This is a genomic window from Parahoeflea olei, assembly GCF_001703635.1.
In the GTDB taxonomy this organism is placed as follows: Bacteria; Pseudomonadota; Alphaproteobacteria; order Rhizobiales; family Rhizobiaceae; genus Hoeflea; species Hoeflea olei.
On record NZ_LQZT01000048.1, the window covers coordinates 63498 to 84473 of the forward strand.

Below are 20976 nucleotides of genomic sequence, written 5' to 3' on the forward strand. Positions count from 1 at the left end.
TGATCCGTTGAATTATCATGCCAGCATTGCCTCACGCAGCCTTTTCCGGCGCTTTGGCCGTTGGGTATTTCCAGCCCGCCAGCATGCCCCGGATCGACAGATCCTCATCGACATCCGGCCAATGTACGCCCGCCAGCATCAATTCGATATTGTTTCGTTGCGCCGGTGTCGCCCCATGAAGGCTCGGATACCACCACAACGGCGTGATGACCTCCCGGCCATCGGCGAGCCGGACATGCACGTTGTGAAGATCGCACCAGGCTTCCACAGGCCGCTCGTTTTCAGGATACAGACTTGGCGAATTCATCCCATGCCTCCACAAACTGCCTTTGGTGTTCTTCCACCACGTCCATGATACGCCGCATATCTGTCGCGTTGAACCCCTTGGCCTCGACCAGTTTGACCGGCTCAAGCCAGATCTTCGCCGTGCCTCCGTGGCCGGCAACATGGATATGCCGAGGCTCACCCATGTCGAACCCATAAAGGTGGAACCGGAAGCCATATTTGCGAAGAACGGTCGGCATGGCTCTACGAGCTCAACCCTCCGAACAGGGTCGGCAGGTCGAGCGGGCGGAAGCCGTAGTGGCTGATCCAGCGGACATCGGCGCTGAAATAGTCGCGCAGGTCGGGCATGCCGTATTTCAGCGTCGCCAGCCGGTCGATGCCCATGCCCCAGGCAAAGCCCTGGTAGACGTCCGGGTCGATGCCGCCGTGGCGCAGCACGTTCGGGTGCACCATGCCGCAGCCAAGGATCTCCATCCAGTCGGAGCCCTCGCCGAACTTGACGATCGGGCCCGAGCGGTCGCACTGGATGTCGACCTCGAAGGAGGGTTCGGTGAAGGGAAAGAACGAGGGGCGGAAGCGCATGGTGATGCTGTCGACCTCGAAGAAGGCCTTGCAGAATTCCTCGAGCGCCCAGCGCAGATGGCCGACATGGGTCTGCTTGTCGATCACCAGGCCTTCGAGCTGGTGGAACATCGGCGAATGGGTGGCGTCGGAATCCTGCCGGTAGGTCTTGCCCGGAATGACGATGCGGATCGGCGGCTGTTGCGCTTCCATGGTGCGGATCTGCACCGGCGAGGTGTGGGTGCGCAGCACCTTGCGCTCGCCGTTGGCGTCCGGCTCGAGGAAGAAGGTGTCATGCATCTCGCGGGCGGGGTGGCCTTCGGGGAAGTTGAGCGCAGTGAAATTGTAGTAGTCGGTCTCGATGTCCGGGCCTTCGGCGATGGAGAAGCCCATGTCTGCGAAGATGGCGGTGATTTCGTCGATCACCTGGCTGATCGGATGGATGCGGCCGCGCTCGGCGGGCGAGGAGCGCACCGGCAGGCTGACATCGACGCTTTCGCGGGCGAGGCGGGCGGCGACGGCCGCACTCCTGAGTTCGGCCTTGCGGGCGGCAATGGCGTCGGTCACGCGGGTCTTGAGGCCGTTGATCGCGGGCCCCGCCTCCTGGCGTTCCTCCGGCGTCATCTTGCCGAGCCCCTTGAGCAGTTCGGAGACGGAGCCCTTCTTGCCGAGCGCTGCGACCCGCACGGCCTCGATGGCGGCCTCGTCCGCGCTGGCGGCGATCTCGTCCATGATGGAGGTTTCAAGCGACTGGTACTGGCTCATGGTCGTTGCCTATCCGAAATCTGTCCGACCGATCACGTCGGCCGCTGCTGGCTGGAAGGGCGCGCGCGGAGATGGTCCGCCGTCCCTTTGGGCCTGTCCCGGCCCCTGAAAACGAAAAATCCCGCGCCAGCCCTGCCAGCGCGGGATCCCAAATGGTCAAAGTCGAGAATGCCTTCGGGAAACGCTGGCTTAACGGACAGCGCTTTCAAATTCATTCGGGGTGGCATCCTTGAGGTACTCAAGCGCCTTCTTGGCGGCGGCGACGAGCGCGCCGAAGGCTTCCGCGTCATGGATCGCCATGTCGGAGAGAACCTTGCGGTCGACCTCGATGCCCGACTTGGCCAGGCCGTCGATGAAACGACCATAGGTCAGGCCGTGTTCGCGGACAGCGGCGTTGATGCGCTGGATCCAGAGCGCACGGAAATTGCGCTTGCGCACCTTGCGGTCGCGGTAGGCATACTGCATCGACTTGTCGACGGCGGCCTTCGCTGCGCGGATGGTATTCTTGCGGCGTCCGTAGAAGCCCTTGGCCTTCTTCAGGACTTTCTTGTGCTTGGCGTGGGCGGTAACGCCCCGTTTTACGCGTGCCATGTCATGGTCTCCTTAAAATCTCGGGTCCGGGCTCGTCTCAGAGGCCGTTGGGCAGGAACTTCTTGACGATCTTGGCATCGGGTTCGGAGAGAACCATGGTGCCGCGGGCGTCGCGAATGAACTTGTTGGACCGTTTGATCATGCCATGGCGCTTGCCGGCAGCAGCGGACAGGACCTTGCCGGAGGCCGTGATCTTGAACCGCTTCTTGGCAGACGATTTCGTCTTCATCTTGGGCATTTCGCTACTCCTTGTCAGGCATCGAGCGCACCGGTGCGGCGCGGCACGGCCATCTTCTTGTTGGGTGAGAGGCAAAGGGCGAAGCACCCGTTTGCCTCAAGCGTTGGAAACCGCCTCGGCATGCCCTGCCGGCCGGTTTGAACGCGCGCCTTATAGCCGCAGCCGGAGCAAAGCGCAACGGTGGGCGGGGTCGAATCCGCGCACGGCATAAAAAAACCGGCCCGGGCGGCTGCCGGGCCGGCATTGCCGCGTTGGGGCAGCCGTTATTTCGGCGCCAGCACCATCATCATCTGCCGGCCCTCGAGCTTCGGCTCGGCCTCGACCTTGGCGATGGCAAGCGTGTCTTCCTTGACCTTCTGCAGAAGCTTCATGCCGAGTTCCATATGCGCCATTTCGCGACCGCGGAACCTGAGCGTGACCTTGACCTTGTCGCCTTCGTCGAAGAACCGGTTCATCGCGCGCATCTTCACCTCGTAATCGTGGGTGTCGATATTCGGGCGCATCTTGATTTCCTTGACCTCGACGGTCTTCTGCTTCTTGCGCGCCTCGGAGGCTTTCTTCTGAGACTGGTATTTCAGCTTGCCGAGATCGACGATCTTGCACACCGGCACATCGCCGTTGGAATTGATCTCGACAAGGTCCAACCCGGCTTCTTCCGCCATGGCGAGAGCCTGGTCTGTCGGCAAAATGCCGTGATTCTGGCCTTCGGCGTCGATAAGCTGGACCTGCGGGGCCCGGATATTCTGGTTCGCGCGGGGGCCATCGTTGGTGGTCGGCGGCGCTCTGAATGGTCTGCGAATGGCTTTGGTCTCCTGATTAACTCATCATGCAATAACCGGCTTGCACGCCCGGGCACATGCTCTTTCGCGCTATGTCGGCATTGGTTCGCCGGTGTCAATAGCATGGCTTCGCGAAAAAATCACCACAGGGAGGCCCGGGCGCGCGCGAATCTTGTAGAAGCGTTGCAAAGTCACAATCGGGAGAGCCAACACCATGATGCAACCGGAGGCCGGCACGCTCACTGTGGGCACGGGAGACGACACGCGCGAGATCGCCGCGCTCATTCGCCGCGGTGGCAGCACCGCTGCGGACCAACCGGGCGCGGGTCGCCCCGGCCTGGTCTGGCTCGGTGGCTACCGCTCGGACATGAGCGGCTCCAAGGCCGAGGCGCTGTGCCGCCACGCCGGCGAGACCGGCCAGGCCTGCCTGCGGTTCGATTATTCCGGCCACGGTGCCTCCGGCGGCAGTTTCCGCGACGGCACGATCTCGCGCTGGCTTGCGGAAAGCATGGCCGCCTTCGAGCACTTCACCACCGGGCCGCAGATCCTGGTCGGCTCCTCGATGGGCGGCTGGATCGCGCTCCGCATGGTGCAGGAACTCAGGGCCCAGGGCCTTTCCGACCGGGTGGCCGGGCTGGTGCTGATCGCGCCCGCACCCGATTTCACGCTGGAACTGATGGAGCCGGAGCTGACCGAGGCGCAGCGCGCGGCACTCGAGCGCGACGGCTACTATGAGGAGCCTACGCCCTACGGCCCGGATCCCAATGTCTTTACCCGGGCGCTGTTCGAGGACGGGCGGGCGAACCGGGTGCTCGACGGTCTGATCGAGACCGGCGCGCCGGTGCACATCATCCAGGGCATGGCCGATCCGGACGTGCCCTGGCGGCATGCGCTCAAGCTGGTGGAACATCTGCCGTCCGACAATGTCACGCTCACGCTGATCCGCGACGGGGACCACCGGCTGTCGCGCGACGAGGACATCGCCCGCATTCTCGCCGCCGTCGACACGATCGCGCAAACACCCTGACCAGGCCCGCCGCCACGGCTGCCTACCCCTGAAATCCGCCGATCCGGTGGGGGCAACCCTTCGCCGGGGCCGCAGGTGTGATCAAAATGCCCCGCCCGGTAACCATGTCGACAGAAGCCCGACCAGCTGCGATTGACTCTCCGCGCCCTTACAATGTTAACTCTTTGTTAACGAAACTGGTACGGCGTGGGGTTCACCGGCAATGTTGTGCGGACCGGGACTGACAAAGCGGGCATTGATCGCCCTGATCGCGTCTGTCGTGATCCCGGCCGGGGGCATGGCCTCCGATCTGTCGATGCGCACCGGCCGCATCACCTCGCAGCCCATCGGCCATTACGAATTCTGCCAGAAGCATGCCAACGAGTGCGGCCCGGTCAAGGGATCGGGCGCCGCGCCGAAGGTGACGGATTACGGCTGGGACGTGATCCGCGAGATCAACCGGGCGGTCAACTTCTCCGTGATGCCGAAGACCGACATGGAATTGTACGGCAAGGAAGAGGTCTGGGCCTATCCCGACGTCGCCGGCGACTGCGAGGACTATGTCCTGCTCAAGCGGCGGATGCTGATCGAGCGCGGCTTCTCGCCCGGCGACGTGCTGATCACGGTGGTGCGCAAGCCGGACGGCGAAGGCCATGCGGTGCTGACGCTGAGAACCTCCGAGGGCGATTTCGTGCTCGACAACCTCGTCGACGAGATCAAGAACTGGCGGGAGACGCCCTACAGCTATCTCAAGCGGCAGGCGTCGAACAGTTCGGGCCGGTGGGTCACCATCGAAAACGGCTCGGACGTGCTGGTGGGCGCCCTGAAATAGGCCGGTCGAAACCGGAAGTCCGGTTCAGTCGGGGTCCGTCTCCCGCATCAGCCGCACCAGCGCCAGCAAGGCCAGCATCGACAGAAGCGACAGCGCGACGAGACAGCCGATGGCGGCTGCCGTTCCCGCGCGCTCGTTGAGGGCGATGATGGTGAAGGGCGCGGCCGCGGAGAGCACCATGCGAAAGCCGGTCAACTTGCCGGTGCGGCGGCCATAGCCCTCCGGGCCGAAGTAATGCAGCGGCAGCATGCCGCGCACGATCGAGGTCAGGCCCTGCCCCGCGCCGTACATCACCGCAAAGGCGAAAACCAGGGCCGCGACCGGCGCGATCAGCGTCGCGCCGAGCAGGACCAGACCGAGCAGCATCACCGAGGCGGCGATGATCGCCGTCGCGGGCGGCGAAAACCGGCTGCGGCGCGCATATTCGAACAGCCGCGCCCCCACTTGCGACGGACCGATGCAGCTTGCGGCCAGCGTCGCGGTGGCCGTGGCAAATCCGATGTCGTCAAGAAGGATCAGCAGCGATGCCCCCACGGCCGAGACGACAAAGCCGCCGCTTGCCAGGCTGACGCCCATCAGGATCATCGGACGGGGGCCGGCAGGCGGAATGGCAAAGCGGGGTGCAGCGGGGCTGCGCGCACCGGCCAAGCTCTCGGGCGGCGTCTGCCGTCCCTTCGGCATGGTCAGGTGGATCGGCAGCGCGATCATGAGGTTCATCGCGGCGAGGACAAGATAGACCTCGCGCCAGCTCATCTGGGTCAAGAGCCACTGGACCAGCGGCCAGAAGATGGTGGACGCGAAGCCGGCGATCAGGGTGACGAGGGTGATTTCGGCGCGGGCGTTGCGCCCGTAGCGCTGGGCCAGTGCCGCGAAGCCGGCATCATACTGAACCGCAATCGCCACGAATTCCGCGGCCAGCGCCAGAGCCGTGAACTGCCAGGCCGTCTGCATCACCGCCATCAGCGCGAGCGTGGCCCCCGCTGCCAGCGACCCGGCACTCATGACCCAGCGGGCGCCGAAACGGTCGATCATGGAGCCGACGATGGGCGCAGAGACGGCGCCGGCCAGCAGCCCGATCGAGAAGATGGCAAAGACGAAGCTCTGCTCCCAGCCGAATTCCAGGGAGATCTGCGGCGCGAGCACGGCGAAGGAGTAATAGAGCGTCCCGTAACCGATGGTCATGGTGACACCCAGACCGATGGTCGAGGGAAGGACTTTCATGGGGCCGCGGAAGCTGATGTGATTGCCGGACCGATGTGACGCCAGCGCCCGCAAAAGGTCAAGCCGCCTTCACCACGCGGCGGCCCGGTTTTCAGGCCCCGGCCGGCCCGGACGCCCGGGCCGGCAGGCAGGCCACCGGCCCGAGGTCACGCGTTGCCGATCAGCATGCCGGCGGCAAAGACCAGCGCGCCGCCGAGCACCACCTGGAAGATCGCCCGGCTCCAGGGCGTTTCCATCCAATGGTTCTGGATCCAGGCAATGACCCAGAGTTCGACGAAGACGACGGCGATGGCGACCGTGGTCGCAAGGGTGAAATCGGGGATCAGATAGGGCAGCGCGTGGCCCAGCCCGCCGATCGCCGTCATCACCCCGGAGGCGAGGCCGCGCTTGAGCGGCGATCCGCGCCCCGAGATCACCCCGTCATCATGGGCGGCTTCGGTGAAGCCCATCGAAATGCCCGCACCGACCGACGCCGACAGGCCGACCAGAAAGGTGGTCCAGGTGTCGCCGGTGGCAAAGGCGGTGGCGAAGATCGGCGCCAGCGTGGAGACCGAACCGTCCATCAGGCCGGCCAGCCCCGGCTGGACATAGGTCAGGATGAACTTGCGGCGCGCGGTCTGCGCCTCCTCGGCCTGGACATCGTCGGGCGTGTGCTCAAGACCGAGCCGCCGGGCGAGCGATTCATGGCCTTTTTCGGCGAGCGCCAGATCACCCAGGAGCTTGCGGGTGTCGGCGTCCGAGGTGCGGCGGGCGGCGGCCAGGTAGAACTCATGGGCGCGGGCCTCCATGTCTTCGGCAGCCTGCCGGATCCTGTCGACCGGCTGGTTCTTCATCAGCCAGTCCGGCTTGCGCTCGTAATAGCCGCGCACATGCTCGCGGCGAATGAGCGGGATCCGGTCGCCGAAGCGCGCCTTGTGGCGCTCGATCAGGCGCGCCCGATGGTCGCCCTCCTCCACCGCCATCTCCTCGAACACCCGGGCCGAATTGGGATAGTCGTCGCGCAGATGGTCGGCATAGGCGAGGTAGATGCGGGCGTCGTCTTCTTCCGACGAGATCGCCAGCGCGAGGATTTCCTGCTCGGTGAGCGAATCGAATGGCCGGCGGTTCAAGCCTGCGAGGCGGGACAGCATGGCGGAGACTCCTTTTAGAATGATTCTAAACTAAGCGCCGGCAGCGGGGTTTGCAAGCCGAAAACGGAAAGTTGAAGCGATGTGGGTTGATCCGACACGGCTGGCGGGGCAAGGCTTCACCATGACCGATGCGCGCACCTTGCCCGATACGCTGCTCGACCGCCTGGGACGGTTCCTGGCCAGGCGGCTGCATTCGACCAATCCCGGATACGAGCCCTATACCCCCTCCGACCCAGAGACGCTGTCGCGCACGCTCCGGCCCGGCGACATCCTGCTGGTGGAAGGCAACCAGAAGGTTTCCGCGGCGATCAAGTATCTCACGCAGTCAACCTGGTCGCATGCCGCCCTCTATGTCGGCGATGCCCTGAAACCCGAGGACGGGGCGCGGGATGGGACGCTCGTCGACCATCCCCGGCTCGTCGAGGTCAATCTCGGCGAAGGCTGCGTGGCCGTGCCGCTGTCGAAATACACACGCTTCAACACCCGGATCTGCCGCCCCGTCGGGCTGACGCCGGAAGACCGCGCCGCCGTCGTGGACTACATGATCGCCCGGCTCGGCGTCCGCTACGACATGAAGAACATCTTCGACCTGTTGCGCTATTTCTTTCCGACCCCGCCGGTTCCGGTGGCCTGGCGGCGGCGGATGATCGCCTTCGGCTCGGGCGATCCCACCCGGGCGATCTGTTCCTCGATGATCGCCCAGGCGTTTCAGGCGGTGAAATACCCGATCCTGCCCGAGGTGACGCTGGCTCCCGGGCGGCAGCGCGCCGATTCGGACTATTCCCGACGCGAAATCCTGCATATCCGGCACCATTCGCTGTTTGCCCCGCGCGATTTCGACCTCTCGCCCTATTTCCGTATCGTCAAGCCGACGCTCGAATACGGTTTCGACTACAAGCGGCTCGAATGGGGCGACAAGCGCGGGCGCGAAGCGGAACCCACGCGCGAAATTCACCAGCAGACGGATTGACATTCGGCCCCGCCGGGCGGGAGAGTGGTCGACGCGACGCGCCCCATCGCGCATGGGGATGCCGCCGCGCCGCATCTTGCGAGATCCGGGGCCTGCCTTGCCGGCAAGCCCGCGCAGGCGGCGTCTTCAACAGTTTCGGGGTATTGTCATGAACGACCAGGCCGAGGCGGCGGAAACCGCCCGGAAACGCCATGGAATTTTCCATCCAAAGATCCTGACGACCTTGCGGACCTATGACGGGCCGACCTTCCTGGCGGATTTCGGCGCCGGCCTGACCGTGGCCATGGTCGCCCTGCCGCTGGCGATGGCGATCGCCATCGCCTCGGGCGCCAATCCCGGCGTCGGCCTCGTCACCGCCATTGTCGCAGGCTTCGTCATCTCCGCGCTCGGCGGCAGCCGGGTGCAGATCGGCGGGCCGACCGGCGCCTTCATCGTCGTGGTCTATTCGGTGATCCTCGACCACGGCTACGACGGACTGGTGCTCGCCACCTTCATGGCCGGGCTGATCCTGATCGTCGCCGGCGTGTTCCGTGCCGGACGGCTGATCCGGCATGTGCCGGAACCGGTGATCAACGGCTTCACCATCGGCATCGGCGTGATCATCGGCTCAAGCCAGATCGCGGACTTCTTCGGGTTGACCGTCGAGGGCAAGATGCCGGCCGACTTCATTCCCAAGCTTGAGGTCTTGTGGCAGAGCGCGGGCAGCTTCTCGGCACCGAGCGCAGTGATCGCGGTCGTGACCATGGTCCTGATCGTCGCCTTCCGGCGCGCCGCGCCCAAACTGCCCGGGCTGGTCGTCGCCGTGGGCCTGACCTCGGCGGCGGTGGCGGTGTTCGGGCTCGACGTCGAAACCATCGCCAGCCGCTTCGGCGCGATCCAGTCGAGCCTGCCGAGCCCCACTTTGCCCTCGATCACGCTCGAACGGCTCGTGGACCTGCTGCCCTCGGCGCTGATCATCGCCTTTCTCGCGGGCGTGGAATCCCTGCTGTCGGCTCTGGTCGCGGACCGGATGGCAGGCACAGCGCACCGGTCCAACACCGAAATCGTGGCGCAGGGCGTTGCCAACTGCGCGTCGGCACTGTTCGCCGGGCTTCCGGCCACCGGCGCGATCGCCCGCACAGCCACCAATATCCGCGCCGGCGCGAAGACACCGATGGCGGGGATCCTGCACGCGCTGTTCCTGCTCGCCTTCATGATGCTGGCGGCGCCGCTGGCAGGGCTGCTCGCGTTGCCGGCGCTGGCCGCCGTGCTGGTGCTGACGGCCTGGAACATGGCCGAGCCGCAGCATTTCATGGAGCGCATGCGTACCCGCAGGTCCGATCAGGTGCTGCTGTTGATGACCCTGGTCCTGACCGTGCTCGCGGACCTCACGGTGGCGATCGGCGCCGGGGTGGCCGTCGGCCTGATGCTTAGGCTCAAGCGCCGCGGCCTGCCGGAATCGGACTGGCACGCCCCCGACCGCTGAAGCTTGCGCGGGCCGCCGGAGCCATCCGGCATCGGCGGCCCTGCGTCCCGTAAAGCGCTGAAGGCCGGCTCCGTGTCCGCGGCAAGCATGGAGCCGCCCGAAACCGGGCGCACGAAAAGGCCGGTTCGACCAAGGCCGCCGGTGGGCCTCAGCGCCCGGCCTGCTGCGGCGCGTCCCCGCGACCGAACACCAGGTAGAGGGAAAAGCAGACACTTGCGATAAAGACGGCATCGTGGATGTCGTGCCCCAGCATCAGCCCCACCAGTCCGGAGCACAGATAGACGGTTATGAACCCGCAGACCAGGAAGAAGCCTGCCTTGCCGGTGTCATCCTTGGGGGCCCGGGCCGCAGCCACGATCGGCACGATGACGACCGCCAGCAGCGCGAGGAGGCCGAGCAGGCCCGAGCGAAGCATCACCGAAAGCGCCACGTTGTGGGCATGGCTGAAGGAAATGCCCTCCCCGAACAATTCCAGGGTCCTGTCGGCGATTTCCTTGCGTTCGTTGCCCGGCCCGTAGCCGAGCAGCGGCCTTTCGAGAACCAGCTCGTATCCCGCACTGTAGATGCGGAGCCGTTGCCCGATCGAACCGGAGAGATCCCCTTCCTCGATCGCTTGAAACTCGCTGACGGCCTCCTGCATGCGCTGGTCGAAAACCTGGGAAGACAGCGCCAACAGCGCCGCACCGCATGCCATCAGCGCGACGAGGGCCGGAAGCCCCGTCACGATCCGCCGGAGCGGGCGATACATCACCAGCCGCAGCACGGGGACAAGGACCAGCGCCAGCCACATGGCGCGGCTGCCGGACAGCACGGTGACGAAGGCCGCACACAGCGCCGCCGCCAGAAACACGAAGGACCACCGGTTCCAGCGCCGGTCCGCGGCACCGATGGTGACGAGATAGAGAACCGTTGCCAGCAGGGCGAGCACGCTCGAGTTCCCGGATGCCATTTCCGGCCGGTGGTCCGCCGGGGTCACGGCCAGCAACACCGGGACCGCAAGCAGCGAGGCGATGGCGGCGGTCTTTTCGACCGCGTCGAGCAGTTGCGCCCGGTCGGCGACGGTGATCGCGTACAAGCCGGCAAAGCCCAGGAAAGGCAGGTTCTCGATCACTTCCTTGGCGGCGATCCCGCTCGGATGAACCGCTGCCGAAACGAGATCGGCCACGAACAGGCCGGCAAAGGCGAAGAAAACGAGCCGGATCGGTTCGGGCGGAGACCATTTCAGCCGGCCCGTGCCGAGATGAAAGCTGCTGAACACCGCACCGGCGATCACCACGACCGACACGGTGCTGCCGATGAAAGCAGCCAGACAGAGCACGATGGAATAGAATGCCAGGTTGATCCGGCCGTAGCTCTCGAATTGGGGCCGAAACAGAAAGTCGATGACCGGGCGAATCATTGCGGGCCCCTGTCATCCGCCAGAAACCCGCAGGCAATCATGCCGAAAAAGCCACGTCCGGGGTCATCTTTGTCACGAGATACTTTCATCTACTGGAGATTTGCACCGGTTTATTTCCTTGCCTGTCCCGCGCCCCGAGCCTGCCACGGCTCTTTACGTGTCGCTTATAAACACAGCCCGCCCTCAGCTCAAGCGCCCGTTGTGCCGGGACAATCTTGCGCGGCGGCGGCATGTGGCGTGTCCGGCCGGGGCGGGAGGCCTCCGAATCCGCCCGGCAAACCGCACGCCCGTGCTGCGGGGCCGGAGTTTCCGCGATTGCCTTTTTCCACGGTCCTGCTAAATCGCGGCCTATGACACACACCCCGCTTTCCCACATTCGGAACTTTTCGATCGTCGCCCATATCGATCACGGCAAGTCGACCCTTGCCGACCGGTTGATCCAGACCTGCGGCGGCTTGGCCGACCGGGAGATGAGCCAGCAGGTGCTCGACTCGATGGATATCGAGAAGGAGCGCGGCATCACCATCAAGGCGCAGACGGTCAGGCTGCACTACACCGCCAAGGACGGCGAGATGTATGTGCTCAACCTGATCGACACGCCGGGCCATGTCGACTTCGCCTATGAAGTCTCGCGCTCGCTCCGGGCCTGCGAAGGCTCGCTGCTGGTGGTCGATGCCAGCCAGGGCGTGGAGGCGCAGACGCTCGCAAACGTCTATGCCGCGCTCGATGCCGATCACGAGATCGTGCCGGTCTTGAACAAGATCGACCTGCCGGCGGCCGAACCCGACCGCATCAAGGAACAGATCGAGGAAGTGATCGGGCTCGACGCCTCCGACGCGGTGATGATTTCCGCCAAGACCGGGCTCGGCATCGCCGACGTGCTCGAAGCGATCGTGACCCGGCTGCCGGCTCCCAAGGGCGGCACGCTCAAGGATCCGCTGAAAGCCATGCTGGTCGACAGCTGGTACGACACCTATCTCGGCGTGATCGTGCTGGTGCGGGTGATCGATGGGGAAATGAAGAAGGGCCAGCAGATTCGGCTGATGGGCACGGACGCGCGCTACACCGTGGAGCGGATCGGCGTGATCACGCCCAAGCTTGTCACCGTGGACGCGCTCGGCCCCGGCGAGATCGGCTTCATCACCGCCTCGATCAAGGAAGTGGCCGACACCCGCGTGGGCGACACGATCACCGAGGAACGGCGCCCGACGGCAGCCCCCCTGCCCGGCTTCAAGCCGGCGCAACCGGTGGTATTCTGCGGGCTGTTCCCGGTGGACGCCGCCGATTTCGAGGACCTGCGCGCGGCGATGGGCAAACTGAGGCTCAACGACGCCTCGTTCTCGTTCGAGATGGAAACCTCGGCCGCGCTCGGCTTCGGCTTCCGCTGTGGCTTCCTGGGGCTTCTGCATCTCGAGATCATCCAGGAACGGCTTGAGCGCGAGTTCAATCTCGACCTGATTGCCACCGCGCCGTCGGTGGTCTACCGGATGAACATGACCAATGGCGACGTGGTCGAACTGCACAATCCGGCCGACATGCCGGACGTGGTGCGGATCAAGTCGATCGAGGAGCCGTGGATCAAGGCCACGATCCTGACGCCCGACGAATATCTTGGCTCGATCCTGAAACTGTGCCAGGATCGCCGCGGCATCCAGACCGACCTCTCCTATGTCGGCAAGCGGGCGATGGTGACCTATGCGCTGCCTTTGAACGAGGTGGTGTTCGATTTCTACGACCGGCTGAAATCGATCTCCAAGGGCTATGCCAGCTTCGACTACCAGATCACCGGCTACCAGGAAGGCGACCTGGTGCGGATGTCGATCCTGGTCAACGAGGAGCCGGTCGACGCGCTGTCGATGCTGGTGCACCGGTCGGCTGCGGAAAAGCGCGGCCGCGCCATGTGCGAGAAGCTCAAGGACCTGATCCCGCGGCACATGTTCAAGATCCCGATCCAGGCCGCCATCGGCGGCAAGGTGGTGGCGCGCGAGACCATCTCGGCGATGCGCAAGGACGTGACCGCCAAGTGCTATGGCGGCGACGCCACCCGCAAGCGCAAGCTTCTCGACAAGCAGAAGGCCGGCAAGAAACGCATGCGCCAGTTCGGCAAGGTCGAGATCCCGCAGGAAGCCTTCATCGAGGCGCTGAAGATCGGCGAATAGACATTCGCCGCGGAAACCGCCTGCCCGGCTGCCGGATCAGTTCGGCAGCGGCAGTGCCGTGCGCCGGCTGCGGCGCCATTGCCAGAGAATGTGGGCGACGAGCGCCAGGAACACCACGCCGCCGCCGACGAGCGTTCGCGGCGCCGGCACTTCCGCGTGAATCAGCCACACCCAGACCGGCCCCAGCACCGGCTCCATGGTCGAGATCAACGCCGCCAGCGCCGAGGGGATCAGCCGCGCGCCGGTGGCAAACAGCGCCATGCCGAGCCCGAGATTGAAGGCGCCGAACAGGAACAGCAGCCCGAAATCGCGCGCGCTCACCATCAGCCCCGAGGAAAGAACCGCGCCCACCACCGTGCCGATGATCACCCCGAGGCAGACGGCGGGCGTCATGCGCACGCCGGCATGGCGCCGGGTGATCACGGTGGCCGCGGCAAACACCACCGCGATCAGCAGCGCCAGCCCGTCGCCGATGAAGGAGACATTGGCGGCGAAGGAATCGGACACCATCACCGCGATGCCGGCGATCACCGCCAGGATTGCCGCCCAGGTGACGCGGTCCACCGCCTCGCCCAGGAAGACGACGCCGAGAAGCGCCGCGATCAGCGGCACGCCGGCCTGCATCAACAGGATATTGGCGACCGTGGTGTAGCCGAGCGCCACCACGAAGGAGATCGACGCCGTGGCAAAGCAAAGCGCCACGCCGAGGCCGGCAAGGCCCATGGTGCGGAACAGCCGTAGCGTGCCGGCCGGCCCGTCGCGCCAGAGCATGAAGCCCAGCAGGAACACGGCGGCGAAAAACGAGCGCCAGGCGATCACGGTCCAGGAATCGCTCACGGTGAGGCCGCGGGCGATCGCGCCGCCGAAGCTCCAGGCCAGGGCCGCGCCGAACACCAGGAGCGCGCCCTGACGCATGTCGGATCTGTCCGGGGCGGGCGCGGCGGAATGAGGCAAGGGGGCGGCAAGCTGGTCCATGATTCCCTCATAATCCGGAAAACGCGGTCCGCACGCCAGCACCCGCGACATTGCGGGGCGCGAACGGAGCGGCGGCCGGCGCAAAGGCGAATGTTTTCCGCCTGTTGGCGCTACCGGTGGGGCGGCGATGGGGCCGCGCACCGGCTTCGTACGCAAGATAGTGAAGATAATTGCACCGGTCCTGCATTCTGCCGTTGACACAGCCCGCTCCAACGCCTAAATCCGCCCGCATGCCCAGATGGCGGAATTGGTAGACGCGCCAGCTTCAGGTGCTGGTACTGGCAACGGTGTGGAGGTTCGAGTCCTCTTCTGGGCACCAATTTCATGTTTCGGAACGTCCGTGGATGTTCAGAGACGCCGCAAAAAGCCCGGTTTTCCGGGCTTTTTTGTTTTCTGGTGTCCGCTCCCGTCCGCTTGCAGCCGGAAACTTTGTTGGTATATCTGTTGGTACATTGACCAGAATCCCGATTTCTCGGGGTTTCGATACCAACAGGTTCCGGCGAGGAGCGCCAAAAGCTCAAGGTTTCCGAGGCTTTGGCAAAGCCCACCAGCAGGGCCGGGGGATACCAACATGGCGCTTACAGATACCAACATCCGCAATCTGAAATCATCCGGCGTGCCAACAAAGCATAGCGATGGCGGCGGGCTGCATGTCCTGCTGACGCCGAACGGCTCAAAGCTGTGGCGGCTTTCCTACCGCTTCGAGGGCAAGCAGAAGACGCTTGCCCTCGGGGCATATCCCACCGTCTCGCTGGCCGCCGCACGAAAGAGGCGTGAAGAGGCAAAGGCGCTGCTGGCGGCTGGCACCGATCCCGGCACCGCTGCAAAGGCGGAGAAGGCGGCAAAGCTCGCCGTCACGGAAAATACCTTCCGCACAATTGCCGATGAGCTTCTTGCCAAGAACCATACGGAAGGCAAGGCCGAGACCACGCTCAATAAGAAGCGCTGGCTTCTCGATATGGCCTGTGCCGACCTTGGAAGCAGGCCCATAACCGAAATCACCGCGAAGGAAATCCTCGACTGCCTTCGCAAGATTGAAGCCGTGGGCAACCTTGAAACTGCAAGGCGGATGCGGGGAACCATAGGGCAGGTATTCCGCTATGCCATCGCCACGGCGAGAGCCGAGACCGATCCGACCAGCGGGCTTCGAGGAGCGCTCACAGCCCCCACGGTCAGCCACCATGCCGCCATCACCACCTCGGATAGGTTCGGCGCGCTCATACGGGCCGTGTGGGCCTATGACGGTATGCCGGAAACGCGAATAGCGTTGCAGCTTATGGCGCTCCTCTTCCCGCGTCCGGGTGAATTGCGGCAAGCCGAATGGAGCGAATTCGATCTTGAGGCGGCAACATGGACAATACCGGCCAGCCGCATGAAGATGCGCCGGGAGCACAAGAAGCCTTTGTCGAGCGCTGCCGTCGATCTGCTCAAGGAACTGCAAAAGCTGACGGGCGGAGGCCCTCTCGCCTTTCCCGCCGTCCATACGCGTCAGCGGCCCATGAGCGAAAACACCCTGAACGCCGCGCTCCGGCGCATGGGCTATACCAAGGAAGAACACACCTCACACGGTTTCCGTTCCAGCGCCTCATCTCTGTTGAACGAAAGTGGCAAATGGAACCCGGACGCTATAGAGGCCGAACTTGCCCATCTCGGTGCCGATCAGGTTCGCAAAGCATATCACCGGGCGACCTATTGGGATGAGCGGGTGAGGATGGCCGAGTGGTGGGCTGGGGAGCTAGACCGTCTGCAAGGCGGAAATGTCATCTCCATGCAACAGAGAACCTAGGTATTTGATTCCGGTACTTGATGGTCCATTATTCGGCTAATGAATTTAGATTCGCACTTTGGAAACGCCGTATTCAGATATCGTTCAATTGATGCGCTACTTGGTGAGCGCAAAGAACTTGAGCGCCAAACGATCTATTTTGCTTCACCCGAAAATCTAAATGACCCCATGGAGGGAGTAAGGCAGGTTTATTGGCGCGGTGATCGTATCACGTGGCGCAACCTCCTGCGGCACTACATCATTTGCCTGCACAATCGGTTCTTCGAAGCGCTCTTGACTGAAGATATAGAGCGCCTGACGCCCAACACGATTTCGGTCTTTCAGTCGTTGGACAACTTTCCAACGCCTGAAGCAAAATCGCTCTGCGAAGCTTGCATCGCGGCGGTGGAAGCCGGTGATCTTCACGCTGCTCTAATCGATCTTCTCGCAAGCGCAGAACGAAACATTAGTTTCTCAGAACTGCAGCAATTGCTCCGCACGGTCCATATCGATTGGCTTTTCACGGTTCATCTGGTTTTCGCTAAACGAGACTTGGCCCCACCTACGGAGGGGAATACCCCCGACCCATCCGGCTTGGTCAACCTTCTGCGAACTCTTCAGACTACAATTCCGCAAGTCCAAGATCAGCTTTCAGCCCATGGCGTCGATGTATTGCATGAAGTTCAACAACACATGGCTGAGCAAATGACGCTTTTGTCGGCCACGCAGCAAGCGGACGTATTAAAGCCGAAACGCGAAAGCCTTTTTTTTGAATTCACTTCAGAATACCTCAACAGTCTTCTAAAGCTTGTTTACCCACCATGGTACGTGGCTTGCTTTTCAGCGCGTCACGACAATGCAGCAATGTGGAGCTACTATGCTGGAAATCATCGCGGCTGCTGCCTTGTTTTCCGAAAACAGGAAACAGGTGACAGGGTTAGACTTCGCTTAAGGGGGCCGGGCGGTTACGGGGCTGGAGGCACTTTTCGAAGCAACCTAGACCTGCCAGTAGACCGGGTGCGTTACACCACGCACGAGCAGCGGATTGAATTTTTCACCAACATTGGTCGACTACCTTTGGACTCAACGCTACGCAACTGGTTTCGTGATGATGACGGCAACACATCCTCTCTTGCCGAACATCTAAACCCGGAGAAAGAGGAAGCGTGGCGAAACGGTTACTGGGAGAATTTCACGCCGCCGCTCTTGCGCAAACTTCCAGACTGGCAGCATGAGGAAGAATTGAGGATAGTGATCTCAGACATTCTAGGTATCCACGATTCGCATGACGGTCGTACTTTTACGTATGACTACAACACACTTGACGGCATCATTTTCGGAATCAACACGAGCCTATCAGACAAGGTGCGGATCATGCGTATCCTTGATAAAAAGCTTGAGAGCAGAACAGTGACCGAGCCATTCAAGCTCTTTCAGGCTCGCTACAACGCTCGATCAGGACGGATAGAGGCTCACTATCTGAGCCTGATGGAACACACGCGATCAGAGTAGCACTGGTTACGAAGATCAAGCAGCGTGACCTAAACTCTAGACGCCCGTAGCATCATCTATTCGCAGAGGATATCCAACAAACAACTCCGCAGGCTGCACACCCAGCGCTCTTGCCAATGCCAAGAGGCTTTTCACAGTGATGTTTCGCTCACCGCGCTCTATGCCGCCAATGTGGTTCTGATGCAGGTCCGTCAGGCCGGATAATTCCTCTTGCGTCAGGCCACGTGCCTTCCTTAACCGACGAACGGCTTCTGCCAACGGTATAAGGTCTTGATCGACGGCGGCCATGCTGCATGTGGTCGCCTTCCTTTGTCCTATTCACCACATCGTATAAGTGTGAATAACGCTTTTATGATGGATTTTATCAATAATCACACTTATACGTTTTATTTAATGCCGGCTCATCGGCGACCGATTATGGACGTGGCGGGATATGAGAACCGGCTTTGAGCGATGGCAACAGGATGTTCGAATTCAGGAGAGCTTTGTCGCATTGGGGAAATATAAGAGATTGCTTTTGGTGGCGTCATTGCCGCTTCTGCTGCTTGGGTTTGGCCTCTCGGCTTTTATCATGCCATTTGCACGCTATGTGGATATCCGCTGTTCTCAGTTCGGAGACCTTGAGCTTTGCGTCAACAGCCTCAGAAACCCTCGCAGCTTCGCCAACGAGACCGAAATGCCGCCCCGCTTCGAGGTGTCCGGCCCTGCTGTCGAGCACAGGAATGTGCGCTACCTTGTTGAGGCTGATGCTACAACGGTTGGCCGTGTGACGGTGCAGATTATCGTCTTGTACAACGGCCTGCGAGCCCCTCGGGCTGCAGAGACGGCGGTACAGAAAATGATCGGGCGGACCGCAACACTGCATCTCGGGATCGGCAAAGACGAACGGTCGGCTGATTTCGGAGGTGACATATTTTTGTTCTGCAACACCTTGGAATACGACATGGAGCCGCTTTCATGGTTCCCAAATCCGGGTCCATACAATGCTGTCTGCGTCGGCGACGACTGGAGCGGTTATGTTTCTTTCGCGCCAAGCCCGGAAGCTCAGCGGAGCCTTACGCTCTTGCGTAATGCTGTTGGCAACGAAATTAACAAAATCGAGCGTGAATTCTGGGTCCATCGCATCGGCCTTACCCTTGCACCACTCGTGCTGTTTCTCATCCTCTCGACAATTGTCTGGATGACGCGCAGGGCGGCAGCGTTCGTGCGGGCGGGCTGAGCGGCTAGAGGAATGGTGCCGCACGTAGTCAGACGGCGGCTCTGTTCTTCCTCCTCCCCTGTCTGCTTGCTTACCCAGTGAGGCGCATTCCATCCGTGCCGCCCAACCCGCCCGCCGCAGGCGGGGCGGGGCCGGGATGGTGGAGGAGGAAATGGGCCGAGCGGCGCTTGAATCAAGGGAAGAAAACACGAATAGTAGGTTTAATACCCCCCTTATTCATTGGGGTCTACCTGCTTGACTACTGTTCGAGCAGGGGCGGGATTAGTGAGGGTCGTAGATGAGATTTCTATTAATTTTGTTGTTGTTGCTCTTCCCAACTTCCGCTTCGGCGCAATCAGCGCAGAAGGAAGATCAAGTTCGCACATGTGAAGCCATCCTCAGCGACAGCGCAGTTGCTACGCAGTGCGCGAAGGTCTTCAAGACTTCAGAGACCTGCTGTATCCAATATGACGAAAAGCGGCTGAAGGACGCATGTGGCATGATGTCCGACGTTGATGCGGCGCTGACTTGCTTCACTGAAATTCACGAAGTTGGTTTCTGGAAAGCAGAATTGTTGCCGGAGAACAAGCCGGGTTTAGCAAACCAGTTCGTTCAGCAGTGGAAGATTAACGTCATGCGAGAGTGCTCAAAAGAGCCGACAAAGCAGGCAGCGCTAGAATGCGCCGTTTTGCAAAAAAGCGGCACTCGCTTTGTTTACGGGCAAGCTAACAAAGAGGTTGCCCAGCAGGCGGTGTCAAACGATCCAATCTTCCAGTTCTGCCGAAAGACGTTCGGTGATTATTGGGTAGGCGTCGAAGAATGTGTCAAGCAACAGAGAGCGGCTAAGAAACGGCTTGGTCAGTGAAAGAATGCCCTTCACCCGCGCCCGATCCAGCTTGCAACCCCGACCAGCCGCCAAATCGGGCGCTGATCACTGTGCCGTGTTTCAACGCCGTGCCGATTTCCGTTTGCGTCGATATGGCGTTTCAGATTTTCCACAGTGAACCAGAGGGAAAAGCCGAAAAATCAGGGAGTAATATTTAAATGGGATTTATATTCTTCTCTCTGGTTCCCGCCCCGTTCTCCACTCCCGGCTTAACCTCACCGGCTCCTCGCTGCGCTCGGACCGGTGGGTAGCCTTCGTTCCGAACGGGTCAGGAACCAGCAGGAGGAGTGGCGAGAGGCTATTTCATTGAAAATATTATATTATATTATATTCAATAGATGATTTTCTGCGCCATATTTTTTGCATAGCGCAAATGCTCGTAGCAATTGACGTGGGTAGTGTTCGGGCCGAAAAGCCGCGAATTTGGAGACCTCCCCCCCCTGATCCTATGAGCCACACAATCTGGCTACACCCCGGCTACACCGGCGCTCACGCGCCCTATGGTATTAACCCATAGGAGCAATCACCAATGTCCTCGACCTCTGTGCTTTCTTCAGCATCCAACGCCACCGTCAACGTGTTCGATACCATCGGCAACACGGCAATGGCAGCAACCAAGATCGTCAACGGTATCGCCACAGGCGGCAACATGTTCGAACGCATGATGAATGACATGGACGCAAACCATGCCAAGCGCTCGAAAATCAATCAGGAAAAATACGAGAAGGAACTTCTCGAAGATGCAGCAAGGACCATCGCCAAGCGTCAGGCCATGATCCAGCGAGAACTTGCCGACGATCCGATTTTCGCGAAACTCTTTGCAGAAAATTATGCAGAGCTAAAAGCCCTGCTTAATCCTTCGGTATCCGAATAATACCGAAAACCCTTATCGGAGAAATCCGGTTTGGGTTTATTTATTCGAGATAGCTAATTATCTCATCCATTTCTTCAGTCCTTAATTTTACACCCTGCCGAACCTTATCGACCAGCCGCAAAAACCGGTTATTTTCGGCGATGACTTTTAGCTGCTCTTCCGCCTCGGCAGAGCGGTTGCCGTGCTTCCAAGCATTTCGGTTTCCTTTAGGTGCGCCCGAATTCTTGCCGCCGTGCATACGGCACCGCTTCTTGCCTCTGACGGCAGGGGACCGGCATTCGCTACCTGACCGGGTTCGTGCTCCACAACGCGGCGCGTTGGCAAGGTTCTCCGGTTGCATGGGGTTGTCCGTGAAATATTTCAAC

General features: G+C 61.8%; 22 protein-coding genes and 1 tRNA gene. 11 read left to right on the top strand and 12 right to left on the bottom strand.

Annotated elements, in window-relative coordinates; genetic code table 11:
* Nucleotides 1–31 precede the first annotated feature (31 nt).
* The 6 genes from AWJ14_RS18770 to infC all read right to left on the bottom strand — a co-directional run bounded on the left by AWJ14_RS18770 (nt 32) and on the right by infC (nt 3240).
* Nucleotides 32–307 (bottom strand): DUF2442 domain-containing protein, encoded by a 276-nt coding sequence (locus tag AWJ14_RS18770; RefSeq protein WP_066182979.1) that lies wholly within the window; start codon nt 305–307, stop codon nt 32–34.
* Nucleotides 282–524 (bottom strand): DUF4160 domain-containing protein, encoded by a 243-nt coding sequence (locus AWJ14_RS18775; RefSeq protein ID WP_066182982.1) that lies wholly within the window; start codon nt 522–524, stop codon nt 282–284. Before AWJ14_RS18775 ends, AWJ14_RS18770 begins: the two co-directional genes overlap by 26 nt.
* A gap of 4 nt (nt 525–528) precedes the next feature.
* Nucleotides 529–1611 (bottom strand): phenylalanine--tRNA ligase subunit alpha, encoded by a 1083-nt coding sequence (gene pheS / locus AWJ14_RS18780; protein WP_066182984.1) that lies wholly within the window; start codon nt 1609–1611, stop codon nt 529–531.
* Nucleotides 1612–1800: 189 nt separating this feature from the next.
* Nucleotides 1801–2202 carry a 50S ribosomal protein L20 gene (rplT, locus tag AWJ14_RS18785; RefSeq protein ID WP_066182987.1) on the bottom strand — a complete coding sequence of 134 codons (402 nt, stop codon included), beginning with the start codon at nt 2200–2202 and terminating at the stop codon, nt 1801–1803.
* 37 nt (nt 2203–2239) lie between these two features.
* Nucleotides 2240–2440 (bottom strand): 50S ribosomal protein L35, encoded by a 201-nt coding sequence (rpmI, locus tag AWJ14_RS18790; RefSeq protein WP_066182990.1) that lies wholly within the window; start codon nt 2438–2440, stop codon nt 2240–2242.
* A 263-nt stretch (nt 2441–2703) separates the two neighbouring features.
* The gene (gene infC / locus AWJ14_RS18795) at nt 2704–3240 is read right to left on the bottom strand and encodes a translation initiation factor IF-3 (protein ID WP_083220364.1); all 537 of its coding nucleotides are present in this window, start codon (nt 3238–3240) and stop codon (nt 2704–2706) included.
* 193 nt (nt 3241–3433) lie between these two features.
* Between infC and AWJ14_RS18800 the strand changes: the two genes are divergently transcribed.
* Entirely contained in the window at nt 3434–4246 is an 813-nt protein-coding gene (locus tag AWJ14_RS18800; RefSeq protein WP_066182996.1) for an alpha/beta hydrolase, read from the top strand.
* A gap of 277 nt (nt 4247–4523) precedes the next feature.
* Nucleotides 4524–5057: a transglutaminase-like cysteine peptidase gene (locus AWJ14_RS18805; protein ID WP_425349658.1), complete on the top strand. Its 534-nt coding sequence runs from the start codon at nt 4524–4526 to the stop codon at nt 5055–5057.
* A gap of 24 nt (nt 5058–5081) precedes the next feature.
* Here AWJ14_RS18805 and AWJ14_RS18810 read toward each other — a convergent pair whose 3' ends face one another.
* Nucleotides 5082–6278: an MFS transporter gene (locus AWJ14_RS18810; protein WP_066183002.1), complete on the bottom strand. Its 1197-nt coding sequence runs from the start codon at nt 6276–6278 to the stop codon at nt 5082–5084.
* A 146-nt stretch (nt 6279–6424) separates the two neighbouring features.
* The gene (gene mbfA / locus AWJ14_RS18815) at nt 6425–7408 is read right to left on the bottom strand and encodes an iron exporter MbfA (RefSeq protein ID WP_066183005.1); all 984 of its coding nucleotides are present in this window, start codon (nt 7406–7408) and stop codon (nt 6425–6427) included.
* 121 nt (nt 7409–7529) lie between these two features.
* Here mbfA and AWJ14_RS18820 point away from each other — a divergent pair, with 121 nt between their 5' ends.
* Together AWJ14_RS18820 and AWJ14_RS18825 are read left to right on the top strand one after the other, a co-directional pair.
* Complete coding sequence (locus AWJ14_RS18820; protein ID WP_066183549.1) at nt 7530–8378, top strand: YiiX/YebB-like N1pC/P60 family cysteine hydrolase; 849 nt, start codon at nt 7530–7532, stop codon at nt 8376–8378.
* Between the two features lie 148 nt (nt 8379–8526).
* Nucleotides 8527–9843: a SulP family inorganic anion transporter gene (locus AWJ14_RS18825; RefSeq protein WP_066183007.1), complete on the top strand. Its 1317-nt coding sequence runs from the start codon at nt 8527–8529 to the stop codon at nt 9841–9843.
* A gap of 148 nt (nt 9844–9991) precedes the next feature.
* Here the strand turns inward: AWJ14_RS18825 and AWJ14_RS18830 are convergent, their stop codons facing one another.
* Nucleotides 9992–11242 (bottom strand): O-antigen ligase family protein, encoded by a 1251-nt coding sequence (locus tag AWJ14_RS18830; RefSeq protein WP_066183012.1) that lies wholly within the window; start codon nt 11240–11242, stop codon nt 9992–9994.
* A gap of 350 nt (nt 11243–11592) precedes the next feature.
* On the opposite strand from AWJ14_RS18830, the gene lepA reads away from it, so the two are divergent.
* On the top strand, nt 11593–13401 hold the full coding sequence (gene lepA / locus AWJ14_RS18835; RefSeq protein WP_066183015.1) for a translation elongation factor 4: 1809 nt from the start codon (nt 11593–11595) through the stop codon (nt 13399–13401).
* 36 nt (nt 13402–13437) lie between these two features.
* On the opposite strand, the gene AWJ14_RS18840 is transcribed toward lepA, so the two are convergent.
* Nucleotides 13438–14316 (bottom strand): DMT family transporter, encoded by an 879-nt coding sequence (locus tag AWJ14_RS18840; protein WP_245304367.1) that lies wholly within the window; start codon nt 14314–14316, stop codon nt 13438–13440.
* A 292-nt stretch (nt 14317–14608) separates the two neighbouring features.
* On the opposite strand from AWJ14_RS18840, the gene AWJ14_RS18845 reads away from it, so the two are divergent.
* From AWJ14_RS18845 to AWJ14_RS22025, 3 genes are all read left to right on the top strand, one after another.
* A tRNA-Leu gene (locus AWJ14_RS18845) sits at nt 14609–14695 on the top strand.
* A gap of 252 nt (nt 14696–14947) precedes the next feature.
* Entirely contained in the window at nt 14948–16162 is a 1215-nt protein-coding gene (locus AWJ14_RS18850) for a tyrosine-type recombinase/integrase (RefSeq protein ID WP_066183020.1), read from the top strand.
* A gap of 39 nt (nt 16163–16201) precedes the next feature.
* Nucleotides 16202–17653 (top strand): DUF2971 domain-containing protein, encoded by a 1452-nt coding sequence (locus AWJ14_RS22025; RefSeq protein WP_083220365.1) that lies wholly within the window; start codon nt 16202–16204, stop codon nt 17651–17653.
* Nucleotides 17654–17689: 36 nt separating this feature from the next.
* Here the strand turns inward: AWJ14_RS22025 and AWJ14_RS22030 are convergent, their stop codons facing one another.
* Nucleotides 17690–17941 carry a helix-turn-helix domain-containing protein gene (locus AWJ14_RS22030; RefSeq protein WP_083220366.1) on the bottom strand — a complete coding sequence of 84 codons (252 nt, stop codon included), beginning with the start codon at nt 17939–17941 and terminating at the stop codon, nt 17690–17692.
* A gap of 145 nt (nt 17942–18086) precedes the next feature.
* Between AWJ14_RS22030 and AWJ14_RS18860 the strand changes: the two genes are divergently transcribed.
* From AWJ14_RS18860 to AWJ14_RS18870, 3 genes are all read left to right on the top strand, one after another.
* The gene (locus tag AWJ14_RS18860; RefSeq protein ID WP_066183026.1) at nt 18087–18872 is read left to right on the top strand and encodes a hypothetical protein; all 786 of its coding nucleotides are present in this window, start codon (nt 18087–18089) and stop codon (nt 18870–18872) included.
* Nucleotides 18873–19149: 277 nt separating this feature from the next.
* On the top strand, nt 19150–19716 hold the full coding sequence (locus AWJ14_RS18865) for a hypothetical protein (RefSeq protein ID WP_139112702.1): 567 nt from the start codon (nt 19150–19152) through the stop codon (nt 19714–19716).
* 550 nt (nt 19717–20266) lie between these two features.
* Nucleotides 20267–20611, top strand: coding sequence for a hypothetical protein (locus AWJ14_RS18870; RefSeq protein ID WP_066183031.1), 345 nt, complete (start codon nt 20267–20269; stop codon nt 20609–20611).
* A 40-nt stretch (nt 20612–20651) separates the two neighbouring features.
* Here the strand turns inward: AWJ14_RS18870 and AWJ14_RS22035 are convergent.
* Nucleotides 20652–20976, bottom strand: a 325-nt coding sequence (locus AWJ14_RS22035; RefSeq protein ID WP_425349659.1) for an HGGxSTG domain-containing protein, incomplete at its 5' end; no start/stop codon positions are given.